Source organism: Acinetobacter sp. YH12142 (assembly GCF_013418435.1).
Lineage (GTDB): Bacteria > Pseudomonadota > Gammaproteobacteria > Pseudomonadales > Moraxellaceae > Acinetobacter > Acinetobacter amyesii.
Genome location: NZ_VPCB01000006.1, coordinates 33,934 through 60,300 on the forward strand (window position 1 = coordinate 33,934; position 26,367 = coordinate 60,300).

At 39.2% G+C, this 26,367-nt stretch carries 21 protein-coding genes and 1 pseudogene; 13 read left to right on the forward strand and 9 right to left on the reverse strand.

Annotated elements, in window-relative coordinates; translation table 11 throughout:
- The first annotated feature begins 111 nt into the window (after positions 1–111).
- Positions 112–2,232: a TonB-dependent siderophore receptor gene (locus FTU77_RS05940; protein ID WP_180055249.1), complete on the forward strand. Its 2,121-nt coding sequence runs from the start codon at positions 112–114 to the stop codon at positions 2,230–2,232.
- A gap of 62 nt (positions 2,233–2,294) precedes the next feature.
- On the opposite strand, the gene FTU77_RS05945 is transcribed toward FTU77_RS05940, so the two are convergent.
- From FTU77_RS05945 to FTU77_RS05955, 3 genes are all read right to left on the reverse strand, one after another.
- Positions 2,295–3,359, reverse strand: coding sequence for an aldehyde reductase (locus FTU77_RS05945; RefSeq protein ID WP_180055251.1), 1,065 nt, complete (start codon positions 3,357–3,359; stop codon positions 2,295–2,297).
- Between the two features lie 326 nt (positions 3,360–3,685).
- Positions 3,686–4,174, reverse strand: coding sequence for a hypothetical protein (locus tag FTU77_RS05950; protein WP_180055253.1), 489 nt, complete (start codon positions 4,172–4,174; stop codon positions 3,686–3,688).
- A 190-nt stretch (positions 4,175–4,364) separates the two neighbouring features.
- Positions 4,365–4,853, reverse strand: coding sequence for an SMI1/KNR4 family protein (locus FTU77_RS05955; RefSeq protein ID WP_180055255.1), 489 nt, complete (start codon positions 4,851–4,853; stop codon positions 4,365–4,367).
- Positions 4,854–5,050: 197 nt separating this feature from the next.
- Here FTU77_RS05955 and FTU77_RS05960 point away from each other — a divergent pair.
- From FTU77_RS05960 to bfr, 3 genes and pseudogenes are all read left to right on the forward strand, one after another.
- Positions 5,051–6,375, forward strand: a pseudogene (locus FTU77_RS05960) (ISNCY family transposase).
- A 382-nt stretch (positions 6,376–6,757) separates the two neighbouring features.
- Entirely contained in the window at positions 6,758–7,732 is a 975-nt protein-coding gene (rlmF, locus tag FTU77_RS05965) for a 23S rRNA (adenine(1618)-N(6))-methyltransferase RlmF (RefSeq protein WP_180055257.1), read from the forward strand.
- Between the two features lie 361 nt (positions 7,733–8,093).
- On the forward strand, positions 8,094–8,558 hold the full coding sequence (bfr, locus tag FTU77_RS05970) for a bacterioferritin (protein WP_067762676.1): 465 nt from the start codon (positions 8,094–8,096) through the stop codon (positions 8,556–8,558).
- Between the two features lie 57 nt (positions 8,559–8,615).
- On the opposite strand, the gene FTU77_RS05975 is transcribed toward bfr, so the two are convergent.
- Positions 8,616–9,149: a peroxiredoxin gene (locus FTU77_RS05975; protein ID WP_373685810.1), complete on the reverse strand. Its 534-nt coding sequence runs from the start codon at positions 9,147–9,149 to the stop codon at positions 8,616–8,618.
- A gap of 223 nt (positions 9,150–9,372) precedes the next feature.
- Between FTU77_RS05975 and FTU77_RS05980 the strand changes: the two genes are divergently transcribed.
- The 6 genes from FTU77_RS05980 to FTU77_RS06005 all read left to right on the forward strand — a co-directional run bounded on the left by FTU77_RS05980 (position 9,373) and on the right by FTU77_RS06005 (position 14,561).
- Positions 9,373–10,104: a YqiA/YcfP family alpha/beta fold hydrolase gene (locus tag FTU77_RS05980; protein ID WP_180041082.1), complete on the forward strand. Its 732-nt coding sequence runs from the start codon at positions 9,373–9,375 to the stop codon at positions 10,102–10,104.
- Positions 10,105–10,190: 86 nt separating this feature from the next.
- On the forward strand, positions 10,191–11,483 hold the full coding sequence (bioA, locus tag FTU77_RS05985) for an adenosylmethionine--8-amino-7-oxononanoate transaminase (protein ID WP_180055261.1): 1,293 nt from the start codon (positions 10,191–10,193) through the stop codon (positions 11,481–11,483).
- Positions 11,480–12,646: an 8-amino-7-oxononanoate synthase gene (locus FTU77_RS05990; RefSeq protein WP_180055263.1), complete on the forward strand. Its 1,167-nt coding sequence runs from the start codon at positions 11,480–11,482 to the stop codon at positions 12,644–12,646. Before bioA ends, FTU77_RS05990 begins: the two co-directional genes overlap by 4 nt.
- Position 12,647: 1 nt before the next feature.
- Positions 12,648–13,421, forward strand: coding sequence for a malonyl-ACP O-methyltransferase BioC (gene bioC / locus FTU77_RS05995; RefSeq protein WP_180005440.1), 774 nt, complete (start codon positions 12,648–12,650; stop codon positions 13,419–13,421).
- Positions 13,422–14,063 carry a dethiobiotin synthase gene (bioD, locus tag FTU77_RS06000; RefSeq protein WP_180055265.1) on the forward strand — a complete coding sequence of 214 codons (642 nt, stop codon included), beginning with the start codon at positions 13,422–13,424 and terminating at the stop codon, positions 14,061–14,063.
- Positions 14,064–14,102: 39 nt separating this feature from the next.
- Positions 14,103–14,561 carry a nucleoside deaminase gene (locus FTU77_RS06005; RefSeq protein ID WP_180055267.1) on the forward strand — a complete coding sequence of 153 codons (459 nt, stop codon included), beginning with the start codon at positions 14,103–14,105 and terminating at the stop codon, positions 14,559–14,561.
- Positions 14,562–14,665: 104 nt separating this feature from the next.
- On the opposite strand, the gene FTU77_RS06010 is transcribed toward FTU77_RS06005, so the two are convergent.
- The 5 genes from FTU77_RS06010 to FTU77_RS06030 form a co-directional block, all read right to left on the reverse strand.
- Positions 14,666–15,079, reverse strand: coding sequence for a biopolymer transporter ExbD (locus FTU77_RS06010; RefSeq protein ID WP_180055269.1), 414 nt, complete (start codon positions 15,077–15,079; stop codon positions 14,666–14,668).
- Between the two features lie 18 nt (positions 15,080–15,097).
- Positions 15,098–15,523: a biopolymer transporter ExbD gene (locus tag FTU77_RS06015; RefSeq protein WP_078190074.1), complete on the reverse strand. Its 426-nt coding sequence runs from the start codon at positions 15,521–15,523 to the stop codon at positions 15,098–15,100.
- Positions 15,524–15,537: 14 nt separating this feature from the next.
- A complete protein-coding gene (locus FTU77_RS06020; protein WP_373685812.1) occupies positions 15,538–16,392 on the reverse strand; it encodes a MotA/TolQ/ExbB proton channel family protein in 855 nt (284 codons plus the stop codon).
- 37 nt (positions 16,393–16,429) lie between these two features.
- Positions 16,430–17,128 (reverse strand): energy transducer TonB, encoded by a 699-nt coding sequence (locus tag FTU77_RS06025; protein WP_180055273.1) that lies wholly within the window; start codon positions 17,126–17,128, stop codon positions 16,430–16,432.
- A gap of 148 nt (positions 17,129–17,276) precedes the next feature.
- Positions 17,277–19,988 (reverse strand): TonB-dependent receptor, encoded by a 2,712-nt coding sequence (locus tag FTU77_RS06030; protein WP_180055275.1) that lies wholly within the window; start codon positions 19,986–19,988, stop codon positions 17,277–17,279.
- A 772-nt stretch (positions 19,989–20,760) separates the two neighbouring features.
- Between FTU77_RS06030 and FTU77_RS06035 the strand changes: the two genes are divergently transcribed.
- The 3 genes from FTU77_RS06035 (at position 20,761) to FTU77_RS06045 (ending at position 26,358) form a co-directional block, all read left to right on the forward strand.
- Complete coding sequence (locus FTU77_RS06035; protein WP_180055390.1) at positions 20,761–22,488, forward strand: ABC transporter substrate-binding protein; 1,728 nt, start codon at positions 20,761–20,763, stop codon at positions 22,486–22,488.
- 67 nt (positions 22,489–22,555) lie between these two features.
- Positions 22,556–24,319 carry an ABC transporter substrate-binding protein gene (locus FTU77_RS06040; protein ID WP_373685813.1) on the forward strand — a complete coding sequence of 588 codons (1,764 nt, stop codon included), beginning with the start codon at positions 22,556–22,558 and terminating at the stop codon, positions 24,317–24,319.
- 23 nt (positions 24,320–24,342) lie between these two features.
- Entirely contained in the window at positions 24,343–26,358 is a 2,016-nt protein-coding gene (locus tag FTU77_RS06045) for a M3 family metallopeptidase (protein ID WP_180055280.1), read from the forward strand.
- Positions 26,359–26,367: the final 9 nt, after the last annotated feature.

The following is a 26,367-nucleotide window of genomic DNA, read 5'->3' on the forward strand; positions in this document are numbered from 1 at the left end:
TAATATTTATATTTCTCATTAAAAAAATATAATCATCGGGATTCATGATGAAGTTGAGAATTATTCTAAATATAATAATGATTCTTATTCAAATAAATTAAGCGTTCAACAATGATCAATTTTCCAAAAACTCATTTAGTCCGTGCGATTTCAATCGCGATCTTAGGGGTGGGCACATCTGCAGTAGTAAATGCAGCAGAGCGAACCGTGCTTGAAACGATTGAAGTTGAGGTACCTGCAGAAAAGCAACTTGCAAATGGTAAGTTGAAAGCCAATACAGACCTTGGTGCTTTGGGAAATAAAAAAATTGTTGATACACCATTTAGCGTGACGGCATATAGTGAAAAACTGATTGGAGAACAACAAGCGTCAACTGTAGCACAAGTTTTAAAAAATGATGCGAGTATTCGTATGACCACGAATCAGGGGCATTTATATGAAAATTTCCAAATTCGTGGATTTGGTGTGCATGGTGATGAAATTGCTTTAGATGGTTTATACGGAATGGCACCGGTCAGTCGTGTACCCACAGAAACCTTAGAGGCTGTAATGGTCTTGAAGGGGCCAAATGCCTTGGTCGCTGGGATGGCACCTAATGGAGGGGTTGGTGGTGTGATTAATATTACGCCTAAACGTGCACATGAAGATTTAACTAGACTGACTTCTACTCTGGAAGATGAAGGTTATTACCAAAGTCATCTTGATGTTTCACGCCGTTTCGGTGAACAAAAAAAAATTGGTGTTCGCACGAATTTAGTCTATGGCCAAGGTAAACGTAATATTGATGGAGAAGAAGATACTAAAGCATTGGGTTCAATTGCTACAGACTATACTACAGATCAATTACAAGTAAATTTTGATGCCTATGCAATACATGAAGATCGTGAAAATGGTTCACCAGCCATGGTTTCGTTTGCAAAGATTAAAAAAGTGATTGCGGCACCGGAAGGTGGGTTAAATTATTTTAATGATTCAGATACTCAAATAGATAGTAAGTTTGTTGGTTTAAAAGCGAAATATGCATTAACACCGAATGCAAATATCTTTGCTGGTGCTGGTTATGCAGATAAAAAATATAAAGGCTTTGTATTTGGCACACGTATGGTTCTGAATAATGAACAAGGTGATGCGACTACACAGACTTATGGTCAATACGCGCACTTTAAAAATACATCCGCAAATATTGGCGGTGATTATAAATTTAATACGGGTATTGTTTCACACAAATTAGGTCTTCGAGCAGATTATCTTAATATTCAGACAGATCAGCATAACCCTGCTACATCCAGTGGATATTCAACTAACTTATATAACCCCGGTCAAAATGGATTAATGGCGGTTGCACCAAGTGTCATGCCATTAAATGACAATACGTTTGCAAGTTATACTTTAAGTGATCAAATTTCATTACTTCAAGACAAACTTCAATTTATTCTCGGTTTACGTTACCAAGATATGGATTTGAAGAATTTTAGTTCACAACGTAAAAATAGTGCTGATTGGCGTTATGAAGAAAATGCTTGGTCACCTAGTTTAGGTCTTGTAGTTAAACCTTTTGGTGAAAATCTTTCTTTATATGCCAATTATGTAGAGGGTTTGAGTCAAGGTAAAACAGTTACAGATGAAAGTGATCTGAATTTTGGAAAAACTTTTGCACCTTTTAAAACCGAACAATATGAAGTGGGTGCTAAATACCAAAATGGATCATGGTTAAATACACTTGCTTTGTATGAGATTAAAAAGCCTGACACTATGGTAATTGATGGGGCGACTACTGATGGTGCAGAAACACGTGCTCGAGGCATTGAATGGAGTTTCTCAGGACAAGTTCGTGATGGTTTAACGATATTAGGTAACATGGCTTATCTTGATACGGAATATACCAAAGCATTAGTCAATAAAGGCAATGAGCTTCTAGGTATGCCAGATCTTACAGCGACAATTGGTTTGGATTATGCGTTACCTTTACTTGACGGTTTATCTGTGAATGGTCGAGTAAACTATGTAGGTGAACAATATGTTGATTCAGCAAATACCTTACAATTACCTGATTTCACGACAGTGGATTTAGGTGCACGTTATAAAACAAATTTAGGTGGTGTATCTACAACATTTATGGCAAATGTCGACAATGTGACGAATAAGAAATATTGGGAGGGCGTATTTAATGAAAACTTTGCCACGATTGGTGCAGACCGTACCTATAAAGTTGGTGTGACTTTTGATTTCTAAGTTAGATTAGTTTTTTTAATATAAAAAGCCACCGTCAGGTGGCTTTTTTGCTGATGAATTATTTACGGAATATATTGCTTAACCACACCGTCATCGAGTAATTGTTGGAAATGTTCAACCACACTTTGTTGAATATCTCGGTACTCAATGCCTAATTCTTTTTTACTTTTTTCAGCATTAAAGTAAATTGGGTAACCCATATTCAGTTCAACAAACTTTCGTGGGAAACCTGCAAGAGGGCCAAATGCTTTAAAGGCAAACTTCGGTAAGGTATTACGTGGAAAAGGAAATTTATTACCAAAATGCGAGCGTAATATTTTCCCCATTTCTAATAAACTTAATGTGCCACCGCTAATGATATAACGACCTGATGCTTTAGGGTTTAATGCTGCTTGTACGTGCGCTTCGGCGACATCACGGACATCGACAATTCCATTCCACATTGGTGGAACACCGGCCAAAGTCATACCATTGGCAAACTGTTGTAGAACTTCAACGCTTCCTGACTGTGTTGACGCTGTTAAAGATGGCCCCATGACCAGTGCTGGGTTGACACAGACTAGATCCCAACGGTTTTGTGCATTTTGCATTTCCCACGCTTTGCGCTCAGCCATCACTTTTGAATATGGGTAAGGCTGATGGGTTTCTGAGCTGGAGGTATTCCAATGTGATTCATCAAATTCATTATGCTCGGTCTGTAGAATATCAATGGCATCACCATAGGTTGATGCGATACTTGAAGTCACGACAACACGTTGTACAGACTCTGTTTTATTGACACTGTTGAGCACATTTTCAGTGCCTAAAATAGCCGGCTCAATAATGTCTTTTACTGCATCTTTAAAATTGGTTACAACAAATGGAGATGCCATATGGATCACAATGTCACAGCCTTGCATGGCTGAATCAAATGCACCCTCATCCAACAAATTGGCTTGGAACAGTTTTAAAGTGCCAGTTGTATCAGCTGCAATTTTTTCGAGATGTGCAAATCCTGATGTTTTATTTAAATCACGAACTGTGGCATGTACCGTGTGCCTTAATTCGAGTAAATTTTTGATGACCCAACTGGCAATATAGCCTGTCGCGCCTGTGACGAGTATCTGTTTTGTTGTCTTGCTATTCATATTCTTCAACTTTAATTGACGCATTTTTTTATCATATTGAGAATATTTAGTTTTGTCTTTGATTGATTTGAAAAAATATATGTTGATGATTGGGTTTAATGCGCACTAAATTCAGCAGAGAATGCATGTGAATGCTGAAAAAGTATTTTTTTATTGATCTTAAAAAACGCGAATATGGGATGAATGTTGGATAGATGTATATTCTTATGAGTATGGACGCAAAATCTCACAGAAAAATGGACAAAGAATCATATCTAACTTGTGCGCTTTAATTTAAAGCCTAGATCTTAGGTCTTGGTTTTTTATTTCTTATAACCTCTATGATGTTAAATAGGCTTCAAAAGCCACCCATGAATGACATTAATCTGATGCTGTATAGCATCTATTAAATGAGGTGAATTTTCGATTGTCCATGTTTCATCGCACCAGTCACAAGCGTCATAGAGGTCACCTATCCATTCGGGATAGTAAGCTATGTTATTTTCAAGTCCTCTTGGTGCATCAAGGAACCCTTTTTCTAAATTACTAAAAATTTTACATAGCTTAAGAGGGCTTAAATTACCATTTTTATAGTCAGCTAAAACACCTAAAAAGAATTTAGCTGCCAATATTTCGGCTTCTAAACAATTGGATGAAAATTCAGAATCTTTTATCTGTATTACACTGAGTAATAGTGGTTCATAATTAGGATATAGTTCAAGTAATTCAGCAGGAATATTTTCATTGTTATCAATATATTCAATTAATTTTTTTCTCCTTTCTGAATAAGAATATTCTCCATAATAAAGTTCTATATATAACGCTTTTAATGTCATTGATTATTCCAACTGATTCTTGATTTTCTCTAAAATTAGCATAATACACGTGATGCGAAGTTGAAAAAATTGATACTATAGACTTAATTTTTATATATTTTTTAAATTTAAAGCCCAGATCTTCGGTCTAGGCTTCTTCATTTTCTATAACAGCCATCATTTTAAATAAAAAATAGTCTTTTGAAACCTTTTAATATTCAATATATTCAATATATTCATGTAATGAATTTATAAAATATTCAAATCTATCAGCTAAATAAAGAACTTTTCTCTTATCCTTATTTACACCATAATCATAGAAATCATCATGTAGGACTAAGACAATTTTAGGTTGATCTTTTATCCATGGAAATCTGTAATCAAAGCAAATAAAGTCGCCTCCAGGCGTCATACCAAATCCAATTAACTTGCCACTATAGTCATCGTCACCTTCAGGGAACTGCATACCTTCTATTCGAGGCGTATGTATATATCCACTAAATTCAGCAATACAAGAAATATTTAGCTCTCCATTAGTATCAACAAAATCAAAGCTACTAATTTGGGGATAAAATCCATCATGTTGTGAAATAAGTTTAATATATTCAGGTGGGAATTCTACACCTAGAGTATTAGCAAAGTTTTGAATTACTTTCTTTTCAACTTCACCATTTGGATATAGATCGCCAATATCTTGCATTACTCAATACCTTTAATTATTTTCATTCATATTTCCCACATTGTTAATATTATCTAAAATTAACATAATACACGTTATACGAAATGCTTTTGTAAGCCCAAAGTAGAAATGTCCGGTTTCTCCAAAGTAAAAATGTCCGCTTTTAGAATATGCACTTTTGCGATTATCGAAGCGGACGGTTTGATATGTTGGTGTCTATGTCGGATAAAGAACTTAAACGATTGTCGGTCTTGCAGGAAATCTGCGATCAACGCATAACTCAACCTCAGGCTGCTCAGCTACTTCATATCTCAGAACGTCAAATCAGACGATTACTGCAGAAATATAAAGCTCAAGGCCCAGCTGCATTAGCACATGCTGCACGTGGCCAAACCAGCAACTCCAGGCTTCCTGAAGAAATCAGGCTCAAGTGCCTCAATCTTGTTGCTGAGCAATTCCACGGTTTTGGACCCACTTTAGCGCATGAAAAGCTCACCACTGTTCATGGATTTGATATTTCAGTGGAAACACTACGTTCTTGGATGATTGCAGCTAATTTATGGATTCCTCGCGCCAAGCGTCTGAAACGACCGTATCAGCCTCGTTATAACCGAGATTGTTATGGTGAATTGATCCAAATTGATGGCTCATATCATGACTGGTTTGAAGGCCGTTCTGCCAAGTGCTGCCTACTGGTATTTATCGATGATGCCACAGGAAAATTACAGCATTTACGCTTCTGTGAATCAGAATCAGCCTTTGACTATATGATTTCAACACGCTTATATGTCGAACAGCACGGTAAGCCTTTAGCATTTTACAGCGACAAACATTCAGTCTCCAGGGTGAATCAAAGCAGCAATAAAGACACCAAGATCACGCAATTTGGACGTGTGCTCAGTACCCTCAATATCGATATCATCTTCGCCAACTCACCACAAGCTAAAGGCCGTGTAGAACGAGCCAATAGAACGCTTCAAGACCATCTGATTAAAGAAATGCGTCTGGAAGGCATTAGTTCGATTGAGCAAGCCAATGCATGGTTGCCCTGCTTTATTGAGCAATTTAATCGTAAATTTGCCAAGATGGCCATTAATCCCAAGGATCTACACCGGACTGTCAGTGAAACCGCTGACGAGTTAAATGATATTTTTACCTGGCGTGAACCTCGCAAAGTTACAAACAGCCTGACGATTACATATGATAAATGCGTATATATCCTGAAAAAAACAGAAGAAAATCAAAGATTTATAAGCAAGTATATTGAGTTTCTGGAATACCCGGATGGTACGGTAGCCATTGAACACCAAGGTAGAAAAATCAATTACAGTATCTTCGATAAATTAAGTCAGCTCAACCAGCGAGAGATCGTTGAGAATAAACGTTTGGGTTTTGTACTAGCGCATATTCAACAACAGCATGAAGAATTAGAACAGCAAAACAAAAGGAGTCGTTCTCAATCCATGCCACGTAGACGTGCACAGAAAACAGCAATTCAACAACGCAATTGAATCCTGTGCTTGACTTGGAAATGCCTGTATAGGACATTTCTATTTGGTTTTAAGGTAGGACATTTCTACTTAGGAATAACATCTTTTTATTTATCTTTAAATTACAAGATTTTATCTTGATGTAAAAAGCCCAATCATGTGTGATTGGGTTTTTTACGAGATTCTTTCCGTTCCATGCTTAAATTTTGAGCAATGTTTCACAGTTTTGTTTAATGAGATTGAATGCTATAGCAAACAAAAATGTCCAGATAAAATAAGAATAGGCTTCCAAGTGGTTATGGATTTTGCAGATAGGCAAATAAAAGGATTGGGGCGTCATTGTCAGTTAAATTCACGTACAATATCGATTCATTTGCAGGTATAGATCCTGCCTTATCAGATGATTCTGTTCTCCCGTTAAATATTGGCATACACATGGCGCAAGTAAAGAAATCTTTTCCGCAGCAAAAATCGGAATTACATGCACGAAATCTGCATCGCAGTCGTTACGATTTTCCTCAGTTAATACAGAGCTGTCCGGAACTTGGACCCTTTGTCAGCCCAAATAAATATAATGATTTATCGGTAGATTTTTCTGATCCACAGGCTGTGAAAATGCTCAATAAAGCATTGCTCAAGCATTTTTATGGCATTCAATATTGGGATATTCCCAAAGATTTTCTTTGCCCGCCTATTCCAGGCAGAGCTGACTATATTCATTATTTGGCTGACTTGTTGAGTGCCAACAATAAAGCTCAGATTCCAACTGGACACGCTGTTCAAGTTTTAGATATTGGGGTTGGCGCGAACTGTATTTATCCGATTATTGGTCATCGGAGCTATGGTTGGAAATTTATCGGCACAGACATTCATGCTGCATCGGTTAAAAGTGCTCAATTTATTGTGGAGGCCAATCCGAATCTGCGTAAAGGGATTCAGATTCGATTGCAGAAGACAGCGAGCCGTATTTTCAACGGTGTGATTAAACCTTCAGATCGTTTTGATTTGACCATGTGTAATCCGCCATTTCATGCCTCGCAAGATGAAGCCAACGCGACAGCAACGCAAAAATTAAGAAAACTGGGCAAGCCGGTTGATCGGACAAAGGTGGTGTTAAACTTTGGCGGTCAAAAAAACGAACTCTGGTGTGATGGCGGCGAAGAGCGATTTGTCTGCCAAATGGTACAAGAGAGCATCCAGTTTGCTGAACAATGTCTTTGGTTTAGTACGCTGGTTTCCAAGAAAACAACATTGCCAGTGCTTTTAAAGGCCTTAGCGAAGAGCGGTGCAGTGGATGTGAAAACCATTAAAATGACGCAGGGACAAAAAGAAAGCCGTTTTGTTGCTTGGACTTTTCTAGATTTAAGGCAACAGCAAGCGTGGAAGAATGCACGTTGGACTTCAGCTTAAGTCTGTCTTCTTTGGAGATTTTCGCCTTGTCTTTGACAGCAATGCATAGGGTATCAATATAAAGTTTCCCATAGCGATAAGCTCAGTGTGTTGAATCAATCAGGAGATATTTTTGCTAAACAAGACGCATTGTTAATTGTTACAAAAAACAGCATCCAGCGATTTTTGATTATTTCGTGTTCTAAATGCCTTAAATTTTCTGCAAGGGCTTCTTTTATATGTGAAAAATGCGCGGAATTGAACTGCAAATGCGTATGTTTATCATTTAAATTTTATATAAATCATAAACTTACAAAAATTATATTTTGCATTCATTTTGAAACTTGTCCATAATATTTGAAAAGGGTATGGAGTGAAGAAAATGCGTGGCAACCCAGAAGTCGTAGACTACTTAAATATGCTGATCGGTGGCGAACTGGCTGCTCGTGATCAATACTTAATTCATTCCCGTATGTATGAAGATTGGGGCTTAAGTAAAATCTTTGAACGTATCGATCATGAAAGCCAAGAAGAAGGCTCACATGCAGATGCATTGATTCGTCGTGTATTGTTCCTTGAAGGTACGCCGAATATGAATCGTGATGATATTGAAGTCGGTACAGACGTCGTGACCTGTTTAAAAGCAGATTTGGCGCTTGAATATCATGTTCGTGAGAAACTAGCACAAGGCGTAAAATTGTGTGAAGAAAAAGGTGACTATGTGACCCGTGACATGCTACGTCAGCAAATGTCAGATACTGAAGAAGATCATACCTACTGGCTTGAAAAGCAAATGCGTTTGATCGAACTCATTGGCCTTCCAAACTATATTCAGTCTCAAATGTAATTTAAAAAATATCCAAAAAACCCAGCAGAAGCTGGGTTTTTTATTAGGGTATGAAAACTATTGTTGTAGTCTTTTGATATCTGCCAAAACTTGCGCCGCATGTGTCTGTGTATTCACACTGGTATAGTGATAAACAATAATACCTTTCGGATCAATGAGAAAGGTTTCACGTTTGGCAAATTTTAAAATCCCTAAGTTTCGCACAATGCCTAACTGTGTCGCCAGCTTATGCTGTTGGTCGGCAAGAATTGGAAAGGGAAGTCCGAGTGCTTTAGAGAACTTTTGATGTGATGCAACATCATCTAAGCTTGCGCCCAAAACAACCGCATTAGTTTTTAAAAATTGTGGATACAGGGTTTTAAATTGATTGGCTTCTTCTGTACAACCGGGTGAGTTGTCTTTGGGATAAAAGTACAGAACGAGCCATTTCCCTTGATATTGCTTCAGTTCGTGCCATTTTCCGTTTTGATCTTGTAATTTAAAGTTGGGTGCGGGTGTGCCTACCCATTGTTTTTGTTTGTTTTGACTGGTGCTGAGTATTGATGTTTCGGCAACTGTGATTTGGGTGGTTGCTATTAAAGCACATGTCATTAAACAGATTTTTAGCAATGAAGAAACTTTCATAGAGCATCAGTTTATATTGTTCTTTATCTGATCTTAGCAAATTTTAAAGCGCTGTAGGCTAGCTGATTTTATATTTATTGAAGTAGATTTCGAATGTCTTTTGGCAAATCGGTTGATGTGCTGAAATGCCACTATCAAACGTGCTCTGAACTTTTATACTATTTGGAATCGTTTAATTTTAGAGTTTGCATTGAAACAACAGATTTTACTTATTACTGGCTGGGGCGGCGGTCGTAAATTACTTGCTCCTTTACAGCAGGCATTGATCGCTCAAGGTTATCAGGTCGAATTATGGAATATTTTTGATGCCTTAAATCTAGAAGTGCTCGAACAGAAAGTTGAATTGGCGCAGCAATTTGATGTGATTATTGGCTGGTCCCTTGGTGGTCAATTGGCGACGATTTTGGTAGATGAAATTCAAAAAAAATATCAACAACAGAAAGTGCTGATCACATTAGGCTCAAATCCAAGTTTTGTGGCTGATGAACAGTGGCCTGCTGCGATGGATCAAGTCAGTTTTCAAAGCTTCAAACAATCTTTCGAGCAGGATGCAATTTCGACCTTAAAAAAGTTTGGTTATATGGTTTGTCAGGGCACTGATAGCAGCAAGCAAGATTTCATCACCTTGCAAAGTTTGATTCAAGCGCAAAATTTAGATGTGCTTCGAGCAGGATTAAACTGTTTGGAGAAGCTTAATAATGTCAGTATCTTGAAAAACTACACAGGTCATCAATACCATATTTTTGCTAAGCAAGATTATTTGGTTAGTTACAAAGTTGAACGCTTACTGCGTAATTTAGCTGTAAAGTTTTTGGAGACTGAATTGGTTTCTGGCTCACATGGCTTTCCATTGTTTGAATCTGAAGTCATAAGTTGCAAAATCTTCCAATATTTAAAGAAAATAGAACAAATCTCTGAATAGCTGGGCTTTATGGCAATTTATTTTTCATTGGCGTGGGGGTAACATCTTGCCACATTGATGTTTTAGCCTGATACATGGAGTGAGGGATGGCCAATTTAACCGATCTACAATTTGATCAGCAGCATATTTGGCATCCCTATACATCCATGACTCAGCCCCTTCCAACGTTTAAAGTGAAACGTGCGCAAGGGGTGATGATTGAGCTTGAAGATGGTCGTCAATTGATTGATGGTATGTCTTCATGGTGGTGTGCGATTCATGGTTATAACCATCCCGAGCTAAATCAGGCTGTGATCGATCAACTGCAACAGATGTCTCATATCATGTTTGGTGGATTGACGCATGATCCCGCGATTCAATTGGCTAAATTACTGTTAAAAATCACCCCGCCCAGTTTAGATAAAATCTTCTTTGCCGATTCAGGTTCGGTTGCTGTCGAAGTAGCCTTGAAAATGGCAGTGCAGTATTGGGCGTCTTTGCATCAACCGAATAAAACTAATTTTGTCACTCCACGTTCTGGCTATCATGGCGACACTTGGAATGCGATGTCTGTGTGTGATCCCGTGACAGGGATGCATCAAATTTTTGGCCCAAGTTTGCCAAATCGAATTTTTGTTCCTGCGCCGCAAATTGGCTTTGACCAAGCGTGGAATTCAGCGGATATTGCTGAACTAGAAAAGACTCTGATTGAACAGCATGAAAATATTGCGGGATTGATTCTTGAGCCGATTGTACAAGGCGCAGGAGGTATGCGTTTCTATCATCCTGAATATTTGCGTCAAGCTAAATTACTCTGCAAGCAATACAATATCTTGCTGATCTTTGATGAGATTGCGACTGGCTTTGGGCGAACAGGAAAACTCTTTGCTTGGGAATGGGCTGCAGTCGAGCCAGATATTATGTGTATTGGTAAAGGGCTGACAGGCGGTTATATGACCTTGTCTGCAACCCTGACTACGCAGAAAGTCGCAAATACGATTAGCCAAGGCGAAGCCGGCGTGTTTATGCATGGCCCAACCTTTATGGCAAATCCTTTGGCTTGCGCTGTGGCTGTAAAAAGTACCGAACTGCTGCTTTCTCAAGATTGGCAAGCCAATATTCGACGTATCGAAACTCAATTGAAGTTTCATTTACTAGCACTTTCATCGCTTGAACATGTCAAAGATGTGCGAATACTTGGTGCTATTGGTGTGGTGGAATTGACCTTCAATGTAGATATGAAAATGCTACAACAGGAGTTTGTCCGTCGTGGCATTTGGATTCGTCCATTCGGTAAGCTAGTTTATGTGATGCCGCCATATATTATTTCTGAGCATGAATTAAAAATTTTGCTAGAACAAATGGTTGAGGTGGTGAAAAACATGGAGCAGCCAGCATGAATCTGCTCAACCATTTTTCAGATCAACTTGATCAACTAAAACAGCAAGGCAACTTACGTCAGTTCACTTCAAATCATCAGCACGATCGTTACATTAGTATTCACGATCACAACATGTTGAATTTAGCGTCAAATGACTATTTAGGTTTGGCTTCAAACCAACATCTACGTGAACAATTTTTTGATGAAACCCCGAACGCACAGCGTTGGATGAGTTCATCCTCTTCGCGGTTGCTGACGGGGAATTTTCCAGAATATGAGCAACTTGAATCAACATTAAGTGATGCCTTTCATGGCCGATCAGCACTGTTATTTAACAGCGGCTATCACATGAATATCGGGATTTTACCTGCACTGGCAGACAGTAAAACCTTGATATTGGCGGATAAGCTGATTCATGCCAGTATGATTGATGGCATCCGATTATCGAGTGCGAAATATGTACGTTATCGCCATAATGATTTGGCGCATCTTTCTCAGCTTTTATGCAAATATCATGAAGATGAGGCTTTTGAGCGGATCATTGTGGTGACTGAATCGATTTTTAGTATGGATGGTGATGAAACCGATTTGGCTGAATTGGTACGGATCAAAAAACAATTTCCTAAAGTGATGTTGTATGTCGATGAGGCACATGCAATCGGTGTGCGCGGTGAGCGTGGTTTAGGCTGTGCTGAACAATATCAAGTGATTGATGATATTGATCTTTTAGTCGGGACATTTGGTAAAGCACTGGCTTCAATAGGGGGGTATCTCATCTGTCATGCGATTATTCGTGACTATTTGATTAACTCGATGCGACCGTTGATTTTTAGTACCGCACAGCCCCCGATCTGTATGGCGTGGACAGATTTTATCTTCAAGAATGTTTTAAATTTAAAAACAGAGCGTCAATATTTACAGCAAATCAGTCAAAGTTTGCAGCGAGCTGTGCAAGACAAAGGTTTTGATTGTCCATCTACATCACATATTGTGCCCGTCATTATTGGCGAGTCGAATAAAACTGTAGCAAAGGCTCAAGCTTTGCAAGCAGCAGGTTTTTATATCATGCCTGTACGTCCACCCACTGTGCCGCAGCATAGTTCGCGCTTACGCATCTCTTTGACTTCCAACATTGGTCAAGAAGAGCTGCATACATTAATCAAGCAACTAATGGCAGAGTAAGATGCTGGATAAATCTCAAATTAAGCAGCGCTTTTCTAAAGCTGTGTTGACCTATGATCAGCAGGCTGTGGTTCAAAAAAGAATCTGCACAGAGCTGGCAGGACTGATGGATCAGTATGTCGGGAAAAAACATTGGCATCAGGCTTTGGAAATTGGTTGCGGTACAGGAATGTTCACGCAGGAAGTGTTAAAGCATTGTTCAATTGATACTTTATATTTGAATGACTTGTCTGAAAATATCGTCACTTTGCAAGATGCTACCTTTTTGCAAAAGACCCATACCCATCTGCTGATGGGTGATATTGAAAAGCAGGCGCTTCCGCAAAACTTAGACTTGGTTATTTCAAGTTCTGCTTTGCAGTGGATGTCCGATTTACCGCAGTTGTTTAGCAAAATATATGAAGCTTTAAAGCCACAAGGATATTTTGTATTCAGCAGTTTTGGTACGGAAAATTTGCGTGAAATGAAGCAACTGACGGGCTGCGGTTTGGATTATTTTGAAATTCATCTGCTGCAACGGTTTTTGATGGATTGTGGTTTTGAATTTGTCATGATGAAGCAAGAGGTACAGCAATTGTATTTTGAGCATCCCCGCGATGTGCTTCAGCATATTAAGGCAACGGGAGTGACTGCAACGGCACAACATCGCTGGACAAAAAGCACTTTGCAACAGTTTTATCTGGATTATGCACAGTTTGTACATGCTCCTGATTCAGAGGATTTTCAGTATCCGCTGACCTATCATCCCATCCAATGTATTGTAAGGAAAAAATAAGTGGCTCAAATTTACTTTATCAGTGGAATAGACACAGGCATCGGTAAAACTTATGCGACGGGTTATTTAGCGAAATTGTGGAATGAGCAGGGCCAAAAAACTATTACCCAAAAGTTGATCCAAACAGGCAATGTCGATATTTCTGAGGATATAGAACAACATCGTCAAATTATGGGCACGGGGTTGTTGGTCGAAGATGAAACCAAACTCACGATGCCTGAAATATTTAGTTATCCTGCGTCGCCACATCTCGCCACCAAAATCGATGGACGTGACATTGATTTTGCTAAAATTGAATATGCGACAAAACGTTTAACTGAAAAATATGACAACGTTTTACTCGAAGGTGCGGGAGGGTTGATGGTGCCATTGACTACGGACCTTTTAACCATCGACTATGTTGTAGAGAAGCAATATCCCGTTATTTTGGTGACTTCGGGGCGTTTGGGCAGCATTAACCATACGATTTTAAGTTTGGAAGCACTAAAAAGTCGTGGCTTAGCACTTTATGCACTGGCTTATAATTTAAATGATGAATCGCAAGATGCATTGATTTCTAGAGATACTGCTGAATATTTAAAAGCATATTTAGCCAAACTCTTTCCAGAGGCGTTATGGATTGATGTTCCTGTATTGGCATAATGGGCTAACTCTATATATTGACAATGATTGGGTGTAATTATGACGGATCATGCGTTTATAGAACTTGCGATTCAACTTGCGAAAGAAAATATTGAGCAAGGTGGGCGACCATTTGGTGCTGTGATCGTTAAGCATGGTGCTGTGGTGAGTACAGGGGTGAATGAAATATTAATCTCAGGCGATCCGACATCTCATGCCGAGTTAAATGCATTAAGACAAGCCGCACAAAATTTAAATACGACGTCTTTGAAGGACTGTGTCGTTTATGCGAGCGGACAACCGTGTCCAATGTGTTTGGCAGCTCTGCGAATGGTTGGAGTTGAAAAAATTGTGTATGCCTATTCAAATGCTGATGCAGAAGCCTATGGCTTATCTACAGCAGAGATTGCCGAAAAATTAAGACTTGAACCGCATAAACAGGACGGGTTGAGTTTTAGCCAGTTAAAGCCAAACTCTGATCATGAGCTATATGATTTTTGGAAGCAGAAAAATACTTAATAAATACTATGTGTTTATTCCTGAGTCACCAACTCTATAGTTTCTTTGAAGAATTAAAAAAGCCAACTGAGGTCATCAGTTGGCTTTTTTGTTGGGGGCAGCAATTATTGATTTGCTGAGACCCCAATTTTTTTGACATTCAAACGTTGTGCTGCTGCCATCACCATAGCGACATCTTTATATTCTGTCATTTTGTCAGGTTGCACTTTGATCGTATCTTGATCTGCTTGTTGTGCAACACCAGCAAAAAGTGTTTCTAAAGCTTGCTTATTGGCAACGGCTTGTCCATTCCAAAACAATTTACCTTGCGCATCAATCCGTAAAGTGACCGGCTCAGGCGGCTTTTCATTGGTTGGCGGTGGCGTACCGTTTGGCAAATCAATATTGATCGAGTTATTTGGAATTGGAATTGTGATAATAAACATAATGAGCAAAACCAACATCACATCGATCAATGGCGTCATGTTGACGTCCAACATAACATCATCGTCTTTATCGGAACCGACATTCATTCCCATACCTTGTCCCTCATCCGATTATGGTGCGGCAACAGGGGTGGTGACAAAAGCAATTTTGCCAATTCCTGCTGCTTGTGTTGCACTAATGACTTCATCAATCGCTTCATATTTTGTCACCTGATCGCCACGGATATGAACTTCAGGTTGCGGACGCTTTTTAGCTTCCGCTTGTAGTCGACTGATCAGCGTATCTTTATCTGCAATGTATTTTTCATTCCAGAAGATATCGCCATTTTTATTGACAGCAATCTGAATATTGATCGGTTTAGTTTCATAAGGCGTGTTCTTTTCCTCAGGCAACTTCACCGGAACTGTATGGATTGCAACAGGTACTGTAATTAAGAAAATAATGAGCAGCACCAACATAATATCAACCAAAGGTGTTGTATTAATGGCTGAAATTACATCATCTTCGTCACCATCTGAATTGACCATCATTCCCATGGCTGATGCCTCTCTTATTTGGTGTCGTTATTATTGTTTTTGATCTCACCGCTTAAAAGTACGGTATGTAGATCTGAACCAAAGGTACGAACATTATCTAGAACTGCTTTATTACGACGCGTTAACCAGTTATAGCCAAGAACCGCAGGTACTGCTACAGCCAAACCAATTGCCGTCATAATTAGGGCTTCACCGACTGGGCCTGCAACTTTATCAATAGATGCTTGACCTGAAATACCAATTGCCGTTAAAGCATGGTAAATACCCCAAACTGTACCGAACAAACCCACAAATGGTGCAGTCGAACCGACAGTTGCGAGAAAAGCCAATCCACCACTTAAATGGCTTTGAATTTTATCGATAGCACGCTGGATTGAAATAGTCACCCATGTGTTGAAGTCGATACGTTCCAGCAGATTACCGCCATGTTTTTTGGTTGAATTAATGCCTTTTTCTGCAATAAAGCGGTATGCACTCGATTCGTCTAAGGTTTCTGCTGCGCTATCAATTGAAGCTGCATCCCAAAATTTAGCTTCGGCTTCTTTGCCTTGACGTTTAATTTTAGTTTGTTGAATAAATTTAGTGACCATGATGTACCAAGTTCCAATCGACATCAGGACCAAGATAAAGAGTGTCGATTTAGCAACGATGTCACCTTCACGCCATAGTGCTTCTAAGCCATACGGGTTATAGACTTCTTTGGTTGCTGTAGGCATTGGTGGCGGTGCAGGTGTATTTGTTGTATTCGTAGTTTCTACTTGTGTTGTTGCAGTATTTGCAGATTCTTCAGCAAACGCTGCTTGCAGAGGGAGTAATGTACTTGTTGCTAAAACTGTAGCAGATGCAAAAATACGCGCAGATTTCATCATTTTATTCATTTATATTCTCCAAATTTTTGTAGATTTATTAATCAAGTTTAAATTCGTATTCAATATCAAACCAATCTTCAACTGGCTCACCATTTTTGAGTGCAGGCTTAAATGTACATAAGCTGAATGCTTTGCTAGCAGCCTTATCTAGAGATTTAGTACCACTCGATTTTTTGACCTTCACTTGTTTCGCACTGCCGTCAGGCCCAACCAATACAGAGATGCGGACAGTTCCTACTTCTTCTGCCATTGCAGCTTCACGAGGGTAATCTGGTTCTTTACATCCAACGCTTCCCTCAGATGCACCACGTGTTTCTCCAGCAGGTTTGGGTGCAGGCGCAGGTGCCGGAGCTGCCGCAGCGACTGGTGCAGGTGCTGCAACAGGGCTAGGAGATGGAGAGGCTGTAGGCGTAGGTGTTGAAACGGCTTTAACTGTTTGTGTTGGTGCAGCTTTTTCAACAACCTTTTGTTCAGGTTGAGGGTCTGGTGTTTTGAGCACTTCCTTAACGAGTTTTGGTAGTTCAGGTGGTTTTTCAATTGGTTTCGGTTTTTCTGGCTCAGGTTTTTTATCTTGAATAATGATTAATTCAACAGGTTCTTCTACAGTTTTCTCACCTTTTTTGGACAGGCCAGTAATTAATCCGTAGAGTACAATGAGATGCAGAAGAATGACTGCCCCAATTCCGATCAGGCGTTTGCCGGAATTATTTTCTAATTCGGAAAAGCTTTTGCCCATTACTACTCCTGAAATGTGAGACAAACAATCAATAGTGAAATTGGCACTTGAGATATAAGTGTTTTTTGCATTTTTTATGTTTGACTAATTAATTAAATAAATAGTGCCAGTACAATTCCTGTTGGAATCGTACTGGCAAATTTAGCTTTTAGAACTTGTAAGTACCACGGACATAGAATGTACGACCAGTAGGATCGCTATAACGAGGGTCATAGCCATATTGGAAGTTATCTAATACGTTCGATGCAGCAGGCTCTTCAGCAAATAGGTTTTTGATACCACCAGTGATTTCTAAGTTTTTGAAACCACTGTATGTTCCTGCAACGTTATACAGTGTGTAATCAGGCACACGGTGTTTATCAAATTTTTCTTCGCCGATTTGGTTTTGGTCATCGTAGCCACGGAAGAACTGTTGTTCGAAGATGATTTTCCAGTTTTCATAGCTCCAATTTAGGTTCGCTGTGTGCTTCCAACGTAAAACAGCAGGGTCGTCATACACACCCACTAAGCCTTCCCAATCACCGCCTTTTTCTTCTTGGTAGTCATTTTTGATGACATAGGTACCATTAATGCCAAAGCCAAAACGACCTGTCGCGGTTAATGGTGAAAGATAATCTAAGCTAATGTCGATACCTTGAGTTTTAATACCCCCTGTATTCATTAGAATGGTATTGATGTATTCAATACGACCATCGGCACCACGCACGAATAATGAAGCATATTTCTCAGGATCTTCAAAAATTGAAGTTTCACCCACTTGGCCAACTAATTCTTCAATTTCAATGTTGTAATAATCAACAGCTAAAACTAAGTTTTTAATTGGTTCGTAAACAAAACCTGCGGTAAATGTTTTAGATTCTTCTGGCTGAAGATCTGGGTTACCACCTTGCATACGGTAGAATTGAGTATTACATTCGGTTTGATATTGAGGTGAAGTTGGATTACCGCCTGGACAAAGGACAGGGTCGTTATATTTTGCACCAGTGTAGGTTTTGCTTTGTTGCGCATTAATTTCCCAAAGGCTTGGAGCACGGAAACCAGTACTGTAGGTACTACGGAACATAAGTTGCTTCATTGGTTCCCAACGAATACCGACTTTTGGATTGAAAGTGTCGCCAAAATCGCTGTAGTCGTCATAACGTGCTGCAAGTTGAGCTTCAATCGTTTTGGTAATTGGAATTTGAAGCTCAGCAAAAGCGGCAGTAATATCTCGGTCACCTTTACTCAGAGGTTTATCAGGGTCAATACCACTACCCGGTACAAGGCGTACTAACTCAGAGTTTACTTTTGCTTCCCAATCTTGAGTTGTAAAACTTCCACCAAATGCAAAACCAACATCACCAGCTGGTAAGGTGTAAATCGGGCGGCTCACGGTAAAGTCAAATGTTGTGGAATCAAGTGTTGCTTCGTTTGTTGTACCACTCACATTTAATGAGTTCCAAACGTTAGCATCTGCAGATGGACCAAATGGGTTGATTGTGCCGTCATTTAATCCTTCTTGTAGTTTGTTACGATTTAAGTATCCACTAACAAAGCTATCCGATGCTTCGCCTTTTGCATAAGTTACGCCACCGTTGATATCCCAACCGTATGCTTCACCTTCAAGTCCAGCAAAAATACGATGAGATTCATTGATAGATTGTGAAACACGGTTACCGGCTTGAGAGCGTAAGTAGAGTTGTAATGGATCACCACTTAGACCATCTACGCCAGGTGTAATGCCCATTCCAGGATAATATTGGCTAGAGTCTGGAAGAGTAACAGAGCGGCTGTAGACGTCTGGGGCAATAGAAGTCGTCACTTTGCTTTTTGCATAGACATATTCACCAATAGCGTTGAAGTTATCGCTAAGTTTGATGGTTGCACGACCAATTGCAGACAAGTCCTCAGTTTCTGGCTGAATACCAATTAAAGCTTGTGTATTGAGGAAGCAGAGTCCGCCATCTTCAGTGACATTGGTTAAATTATTACAATTCGCTGCACCACCATACGGGTTCGCTAATACACCTTCAGGATTTCCGTCTGCATCTAAAGGCCCGCCGTTTGGATCAAGAAAGTTAGCAGGGAAGCCATTTGCTGAACCAGCATCGATACCTAACTCAGGTAGAAGGCCACCACGACGGCTGACTTTACGGTCTTTTGCCATAATTTCTTTGGCTTTACGGTAGTCAATTGCGCCATAAACGTTAAAACCTTGTTCATCTAAGTCGCCATAGCCACCAAAAATCGAAACATCGTATTCTTCGCCGCCTTTATCTTCTGGTTTGAGTAAACCACCGCTAATACCTAAACCTGTGTATTGCTTTTTAGTAATAAAGTTAATTACACCTGCGATTGCATCTGCACCATAAATTGCAGAGGCACCATCACGTAAAACCTCAATACGTTCAACCATTGCAAGCGGAATGGTATTTAAGTTGGTCTCAGAGGTACTAAATGGGCTATAAGCCAAACGACGTCCATTGAGTAAGACGAGGGTTTTATCCGATCCAAGACCACGTAAGTTTGCTGTTGAGCCTGAAGTATTACTTGCACCAACGTTTTGCGCTGTACTGTAACCTGCTTGGTTCGCACTAATTTTAGTCAATGCTTCTTCAGTTGTTGTGACCCCTTGTTTAGTTAATTCTTCAACTTTAATCACGGTAATTGGTGAAGAGCTTTGTGCGGAAACCCCTTTAATTGAAGAGCCCGTTACAGTTACTTTGGCTACTTTCGTTGACTTAACTGTTTCTTCTTCATTTGTTTCTGCTGCATGCGCTAAAGATAAACACAGCATACTTAAACTAAGAGTACTTAATTTAAGTATTGTTTTGCTAAATGGTGTGCCCCCCACAGATTTAGCATTTTTTTTCTCTTTCATAGTAAAAGTATTCCTTTTTGTTGTAGTTAGCGATATTGCTTGATTCTTTTTAAGCAATTCAAGTGCCATATTTATATTTAAATTTTATTTTCAAATATAAAATACTGATAAATATCTACATTATTGATTTTAAATTGGAGAAATTTAAGATGAACGGTAAGTATATTTTTTAAAATTATCCTTTTGATTGGGGTTTATTGGGAATTTAACATTTGATCAAAAAAAAATTTAAAAACATGATTAGGTGCAAATTAAACCATAAAAAGTGTGATTTAATTCATATTTATGTGTTTGATTTATAAGGCTAATAAGAGAAATAAATAAAAAATAAAAACTATAAATTCAGTGGCTTAGTTGTCTTTTATCTGTCATTTCATCTGATCGTGATCCATTATGAATCAGGAATGTATTATATTTGTGCAAAATATGCTTGGATGCGTTCAACAACAAGAGTTGAATTTTTGATAAAAACGAGCTTTACTCGGAAAGTCGCTATTAGTATAAATTTATCTTAAAAAATGAATTTAAAAGGATATTTAATTCAGATAACTTTCAACCAAGGAGTGGTGGCATGAATTTCGCTTTATATTAATGAGTGTATTAAGTTCTATGTTTAAAACTTAATTTAAACTGGTTCGTTTTATTTTAGTGAGGGTGGCTTTATTTAAAGTCTGCTTGCGGCTTTGTATTATTAAAAAATCATCAGAAAGGAAAAGGTTTGGAAACTAGAAAATTTAAAATAGCGCTCCTTGCATTATTAATTTCAACAGGGATGATGGCCGAGGTTCAAGCTTCTGCACAATCGAATAAAGTTTTAAATATTGCATTTGAAGCACCTGATGATGGTTTTGATATGGTCAAAACCTATAATTATTATAGTGGCAATATTGCGGAAGCGATTTTTGAACCCTTATTAAAATATGACTATCTAGCACGTCCTGTTGTTCTTGTTCCAAATACCATTGAAGCGATGCCAAAGATTGAACAAGAAGGAAAAGTCTATACCTTCAAAATCAAACGAGGCATCCATTTTTCAGATGATCCAGCCTTTAAGGGGAAAAAACGCGAGCTGGTTGCGCAAGATTACATTTACGCAATTCAGCGAATTTTAGATCCAGCTAACCGTTCTCCGACTTATTCATTTATTGATGGCAAGATCTTAGGGGGGGATGCGGTCGTTGCGGATGCAAAAAAGTCAGGAAAATTTAATTACAATGCAGCAATTGCCGGCCTAAAAGCGATAGATCCTTATACTTTGCAAATTACTTTGACGCGCCCTGACTATAATTTCCAATATATTTTGGCCTATGTTACGTTTGGAGCAGTTTCAAAAGAAGTTGTTGAATTTTATGGCAATAAAATTGCACAACATCCTGTAGGAACGGGGCCGTATCAGCTCAGTAAATATGTGCCACGTAGCAAGATCGAACTGGTTGCAAACCCGAATTATCGTGGTTTTGTTTGGAATTTTAAATCGACAGGCACAGCTTGGGACAATCAGTTAGTTAAAGAAATGAACGGGAAGAAAATGCCGCAAATCGGCAAAGTTTCCGTCAGTATTATTGAAGAAGAACAGTCACGGTGGTTAGCATTTAAAACAGGGCAGCTGAATTTTGATAAATTGACCTCAAATGCAGTACCGCAAGCCTTAGATTCGCAAAATAAACTTAAGCCTGATATGCAAAAGCTCGGCATTAAGCATTATCCAAATAAAGATGCTGAAATCACCTACAGCATGTTCAATATGCAAGACCCGCTTGTCGGTGGTCAAAGCCTTGAAAAGATTGCGTTACGCCGTGCTATCAGCATGTCATACAATCAAGCTGAAGCGATTAAACAGTTATATCAAGGGCAGGCCGTAAAGGCTGAAATGTTTTTGCCAGAAGGTGTGAGTGGCTTTAATCCAAAATATCGCAGCAGTTTGGGATATAACCCATTGCTGGCCAATAAATTACTGGATCGATTTGGGTATAAGAAAGGTGCTGATGGTTATCGAACCTTGCCCGATGGTAAAGCGTTGACCTTAAAAATAAATACTGAAAATAGCTCTAAATCAGTGATTCAATCTGAGTTGTGGAAAAAAAATCTCGATGCCATTGGGATACGGGTACAGTTTAAGGTCAGTAACTTTGCTGATAATTTAAAAGAAGCAATGCAATGTAAATATATGATGTGGTCAGGAGCGTGGATTGCAGATTATCCTGAAGGGGAGAACTTTGCTCAATTACTATATGGGCCAAATTCAGGACAAGGGAATTTAAGTTGTTATCAATCTAAAGCTTATGACGCTTTATATAAACAAGCAATTGTGTTGAAACCTAAAGATCGTGAACCTTTTTATGAAAAAATGAACCGTCAAATTGAAGCGGATAACCCTTGGATTATCCATTCTACACGGATTCGTAATTGGTTAATTCACCCTGAAATTCAGGGGTATAAAACACATCCAATGATGAACACCAGTTGGCAATATCTCGATATTCAGCCTAGTAAAAAATAATTGAGTCAGGATTACAATGAAGCGAAATTCGAATTTTACGCTAACCAAATTTGCTACAGCGTGTTTGATGGGGGGAGTGCTATTCAGTGCGATGCCGACATTAGCAATGGCAAAGAATCCAGCAGATCCAAATAAAGTTTTACGTCATATTTTCCCTGTCGCAGAAACAGGTTTTGACCCAGTTGGCGTACATGATCTGTATTCTGCACATGTGAATACCTCAATCTTTGAAACCTTATATACCTATGACTATTTAGCATCACCAGCAAAGTTGGTTCCTAAAACGGCGGCTGCGATGCCAGAAATCAGTGCTGATGGTTTGACTTATACCATTCGCCTGCAAAAAGGCATTTATTTTGCTGATGATCCTGTGTTTAAGGGCAAGAAAAGAGAGTTAACCTCGGCTGATTATGCATATACCTTTAGACGTTTAGTCGATCCACAACTTCGCTCACCAAACAGTTGGCTACTCGATGGCCGCATTTTAGGCATGGAGAAGGTTTTAGATAAGGCGAAAAAAACAGGTAAGTTTGACTATGATGCACCAATTGAAGGCATACAAACCCCTGATCGGTATACCCTTGTCATTCGTTTAAATTCTCCAGATCAAAACTTTCCAATGTTATTGGCTCATCAACCTGCATCGGCTATGGCACGTGAAGTGGTCGAAAAATATCGAGACAAAGCGGGTTTTGTGATGGGTAAACCGGTGGGTACAGGGCCATATATTTTGACGCGCTGGACACCTGGCTCACGAATTATTTTAAAGGCCAATCCCAACTATCGTGGTTTTGTCTGGGACTTCAAGGCATCAGATGCCAAAGATGAAAAGATCGTAAAAGCCATGCAAGGCAAAAAAATGCCACAAATTGGTGTGATTGATATTCAGGTGATGGAAGAATCACAATCACGTTGGTTGACCTTTGCAAAAAATGAAGCTGATTTGTTGGTGCTCGATGGAGATTTGTCGGTACAAGCCTTAAAAGATGGAGAGCTAAAGCCTGAGTTGGCTAAAAAAGGCATCCAAATGTCGCGCATTTCTGACCCCTCTATCGACTATCACTATTGGAATATGCAAAACCCTGTGGTTGGTGGTTTTAGTAAAGAAAAAATTGCATTACGTCGTGCAATGGCGATGGCTTATTCAGCAGATAATCAAATCAAAATTTTGATGAATGGTGATGCGCAAAAATTACAAAGCCCAATTCCATTCGGTGTTGTCGGCTATGACCCGAATTATAAGTCGAGTATTCCATATTCGGTCAAAGCGGCAAATTTATTGCTCGATCGTTATAACTATAAAGTCGGCGCAGATGGTTGGCGTACTCAACCGAATGGTAAACCGCTAACGATTGAAATGACGATAGCGGGCAATAGTAGCCGTAGTCAGCAGTCGGGCGAATTTTGGAAGAAAACTTTTGATAGCATCAAAATAAAAATGACAACAAAGTCGATGCCATTTGCAGAAGCTTTAAAAGCCGAAAAACAGTGTAAAACCATGTTTAAAGCATCTGCATGGATCGCAGACTATCCAGATGCAGACAATTTTATGCAATTGTTCTATGGCAAAAATATTAATGTCACCAACAACGGCTGTTCAAAAATACCTGAATACGACCGTTTATATGAACAAACACAGCGTATGAAACCGGGACCAGAGCGGGATGCAGTCTATCGGAAAATGTCACGCATATTAGAAGTGTATATGCCTGTCCAAATTAATTATGCACGTTACCGTAGTGTGTTGTCGCAACCACGCGTGATTGGTTATAAAAAGCATCCAATTTTGGCAACAGAATGGATGTACATCGATATTGACCCGAAAAAATAAAATGGAACAAAACTGGAGAAATTATGAAAAATAAAGCTTTGAAACTCACCACCCTCAGTATGTTGATGATCGGCGCTAGCCAATTCGTTCAAGCCGAAGATTCAATACGGAGTACTTTGCCAAAGTTCCAAGCCAAAGAAATACCTGCGCTGTGTGATGCCAAAATTCAGCAAGTGAAAACAGATTTAGCGGCATTTGAGCAAAAAAAGATAAAAAATAATGCAAAAGCAGCACCTGTTTTGGCGGAGTGGGATCAAATTTTTGCCAAATTTGAAGATTTTTATGGACCAATCGGACTATATAGCAACGTCGATCCTGATGAGGCTTTACGTAAGGCTGCGGAAGATTGTGAAATTAAAATTATGGAGTTTCAAACTTCGGTTTATCAAAATCCAAAACTTTATGAGCAAATTAAAAAACTCAAAACCAATGACGAAATTGATAAAAAAATGCGTCAAGACATCTTGGATGGTTTTGAAAATACAGGGGTGCAATTTACACCTGAAAAACGTGCACGTTTGAAAGCTATCTTTGATGAATTGGCAAAAATTGAACAAGAATATGCGCGTAATGTACGAGATAATAAAGAAAAACTGGAGTTTACACCGGCGGAGTTGAAAGGCTTGCCAGACAGCTATATTTCGGGCTTAAAGAAAAATGAAAAGGGCAATTATTTGCTCGGTTTTGAATACCCAGAATACCGTCCATTTATGGAACTAGCAGAAAGTGATGATGCGCGTAAGCGTTACCAAACTGCATTCACGCGTCGTGGTACTGAGAAAAACTTAGTATTGTTAAAGCAAGCAATGGATTTACGTTATGAAATTGCGCAGCTCTTTGGCAAAAAAAGCTATGCCGAATGGGTGTTGCAACACCGTATGGCAAAAGACCCTGAAACAGTGAATAAGTTCTTAGCCGATGTTCATCAAACGGTGGCACCTTTAGAGAAAAAAGAAGTTGAGACTTTACGTGAGTTCAAAGCGAAAAGCCTGAAAATTCCACTCGAAAAAGCTGAAATCAATCGCTGGAGTGAGAGTTATTGGAGTGAAAAACTTCGCAAAGAAAAGTATCAAATCGATCAAGAAAAATTGCGTGACTATTTCCCAACCCAAGCATCTCAAGAATGGATTTTTGCCATTTCATCTGACCTTTATGGTATTGAATTTAAGCCTGCGAAAGTTGATGTTTGGCAGTCAGAAGTTGAATATTATGATGTAAAAGATAAAAAGACCGGTGAGCTGCTTGGTGGTTTATATATCGATAAATACCCACGTGAAGGGAAGTACGGTCATGCAGCTGTTTGGGGCGTAAAAGGTGGTAGTACCTTGACTAAGCGTAAACCGATTTCTGCTTTAGTGACCAACTTTAACCGTAAAGGTTTAAATAGTGATGAACTTGAAACCTTTGTTCATGAGTTTGGTCATGCTTTACACGGTATTTTGTCCAATACACGCTATGCATCTCAATCGGGGACTTCAGTAGAGCGCGACTTTGTAGAAGCGCCTTCACAAATGTATGAAGAGTGGGCACGTCGTAAAGAAACTTTATCTACGCTTGCAAATTACTGTAATCCAGCGTGTCCACCTGTAGATGATGCCCTGATTAATAAATTAAAAGCAGTTCATAGCTATGGACGTGGTTTACATTATGCACGTCAAGCCTTGTATGCAAAATATGATATGGCACTTCACTCATCAGATGCTTTGAGTGTTAAACCTTTAGATGTTTGGAAGAAAATGGAAGGCGAGACAGCTTTAGGCTATGTCTCAAGTACTGAATTCCCAGGACAATTCAACCATATCATGGGCGGTTATCAAGTTGGCTATTATGGCTATATGTGGTCTGAAGTGATGGCACTCGATATGTTGTCTGCTTTCGGAGATAACCTAAATAACCCTGAAGTGGGACAACGCTACCGCAAAACGATCTTGTCGCAAGGTGGTCAATATGAAGCAGAAAAATTGGTGCATGATTTCTTAGGTCGTAAACCTGATAACAAAGCTTTCTTTGATGAAATTACTGGACAACGAGTGAAGTAAGGACAACTT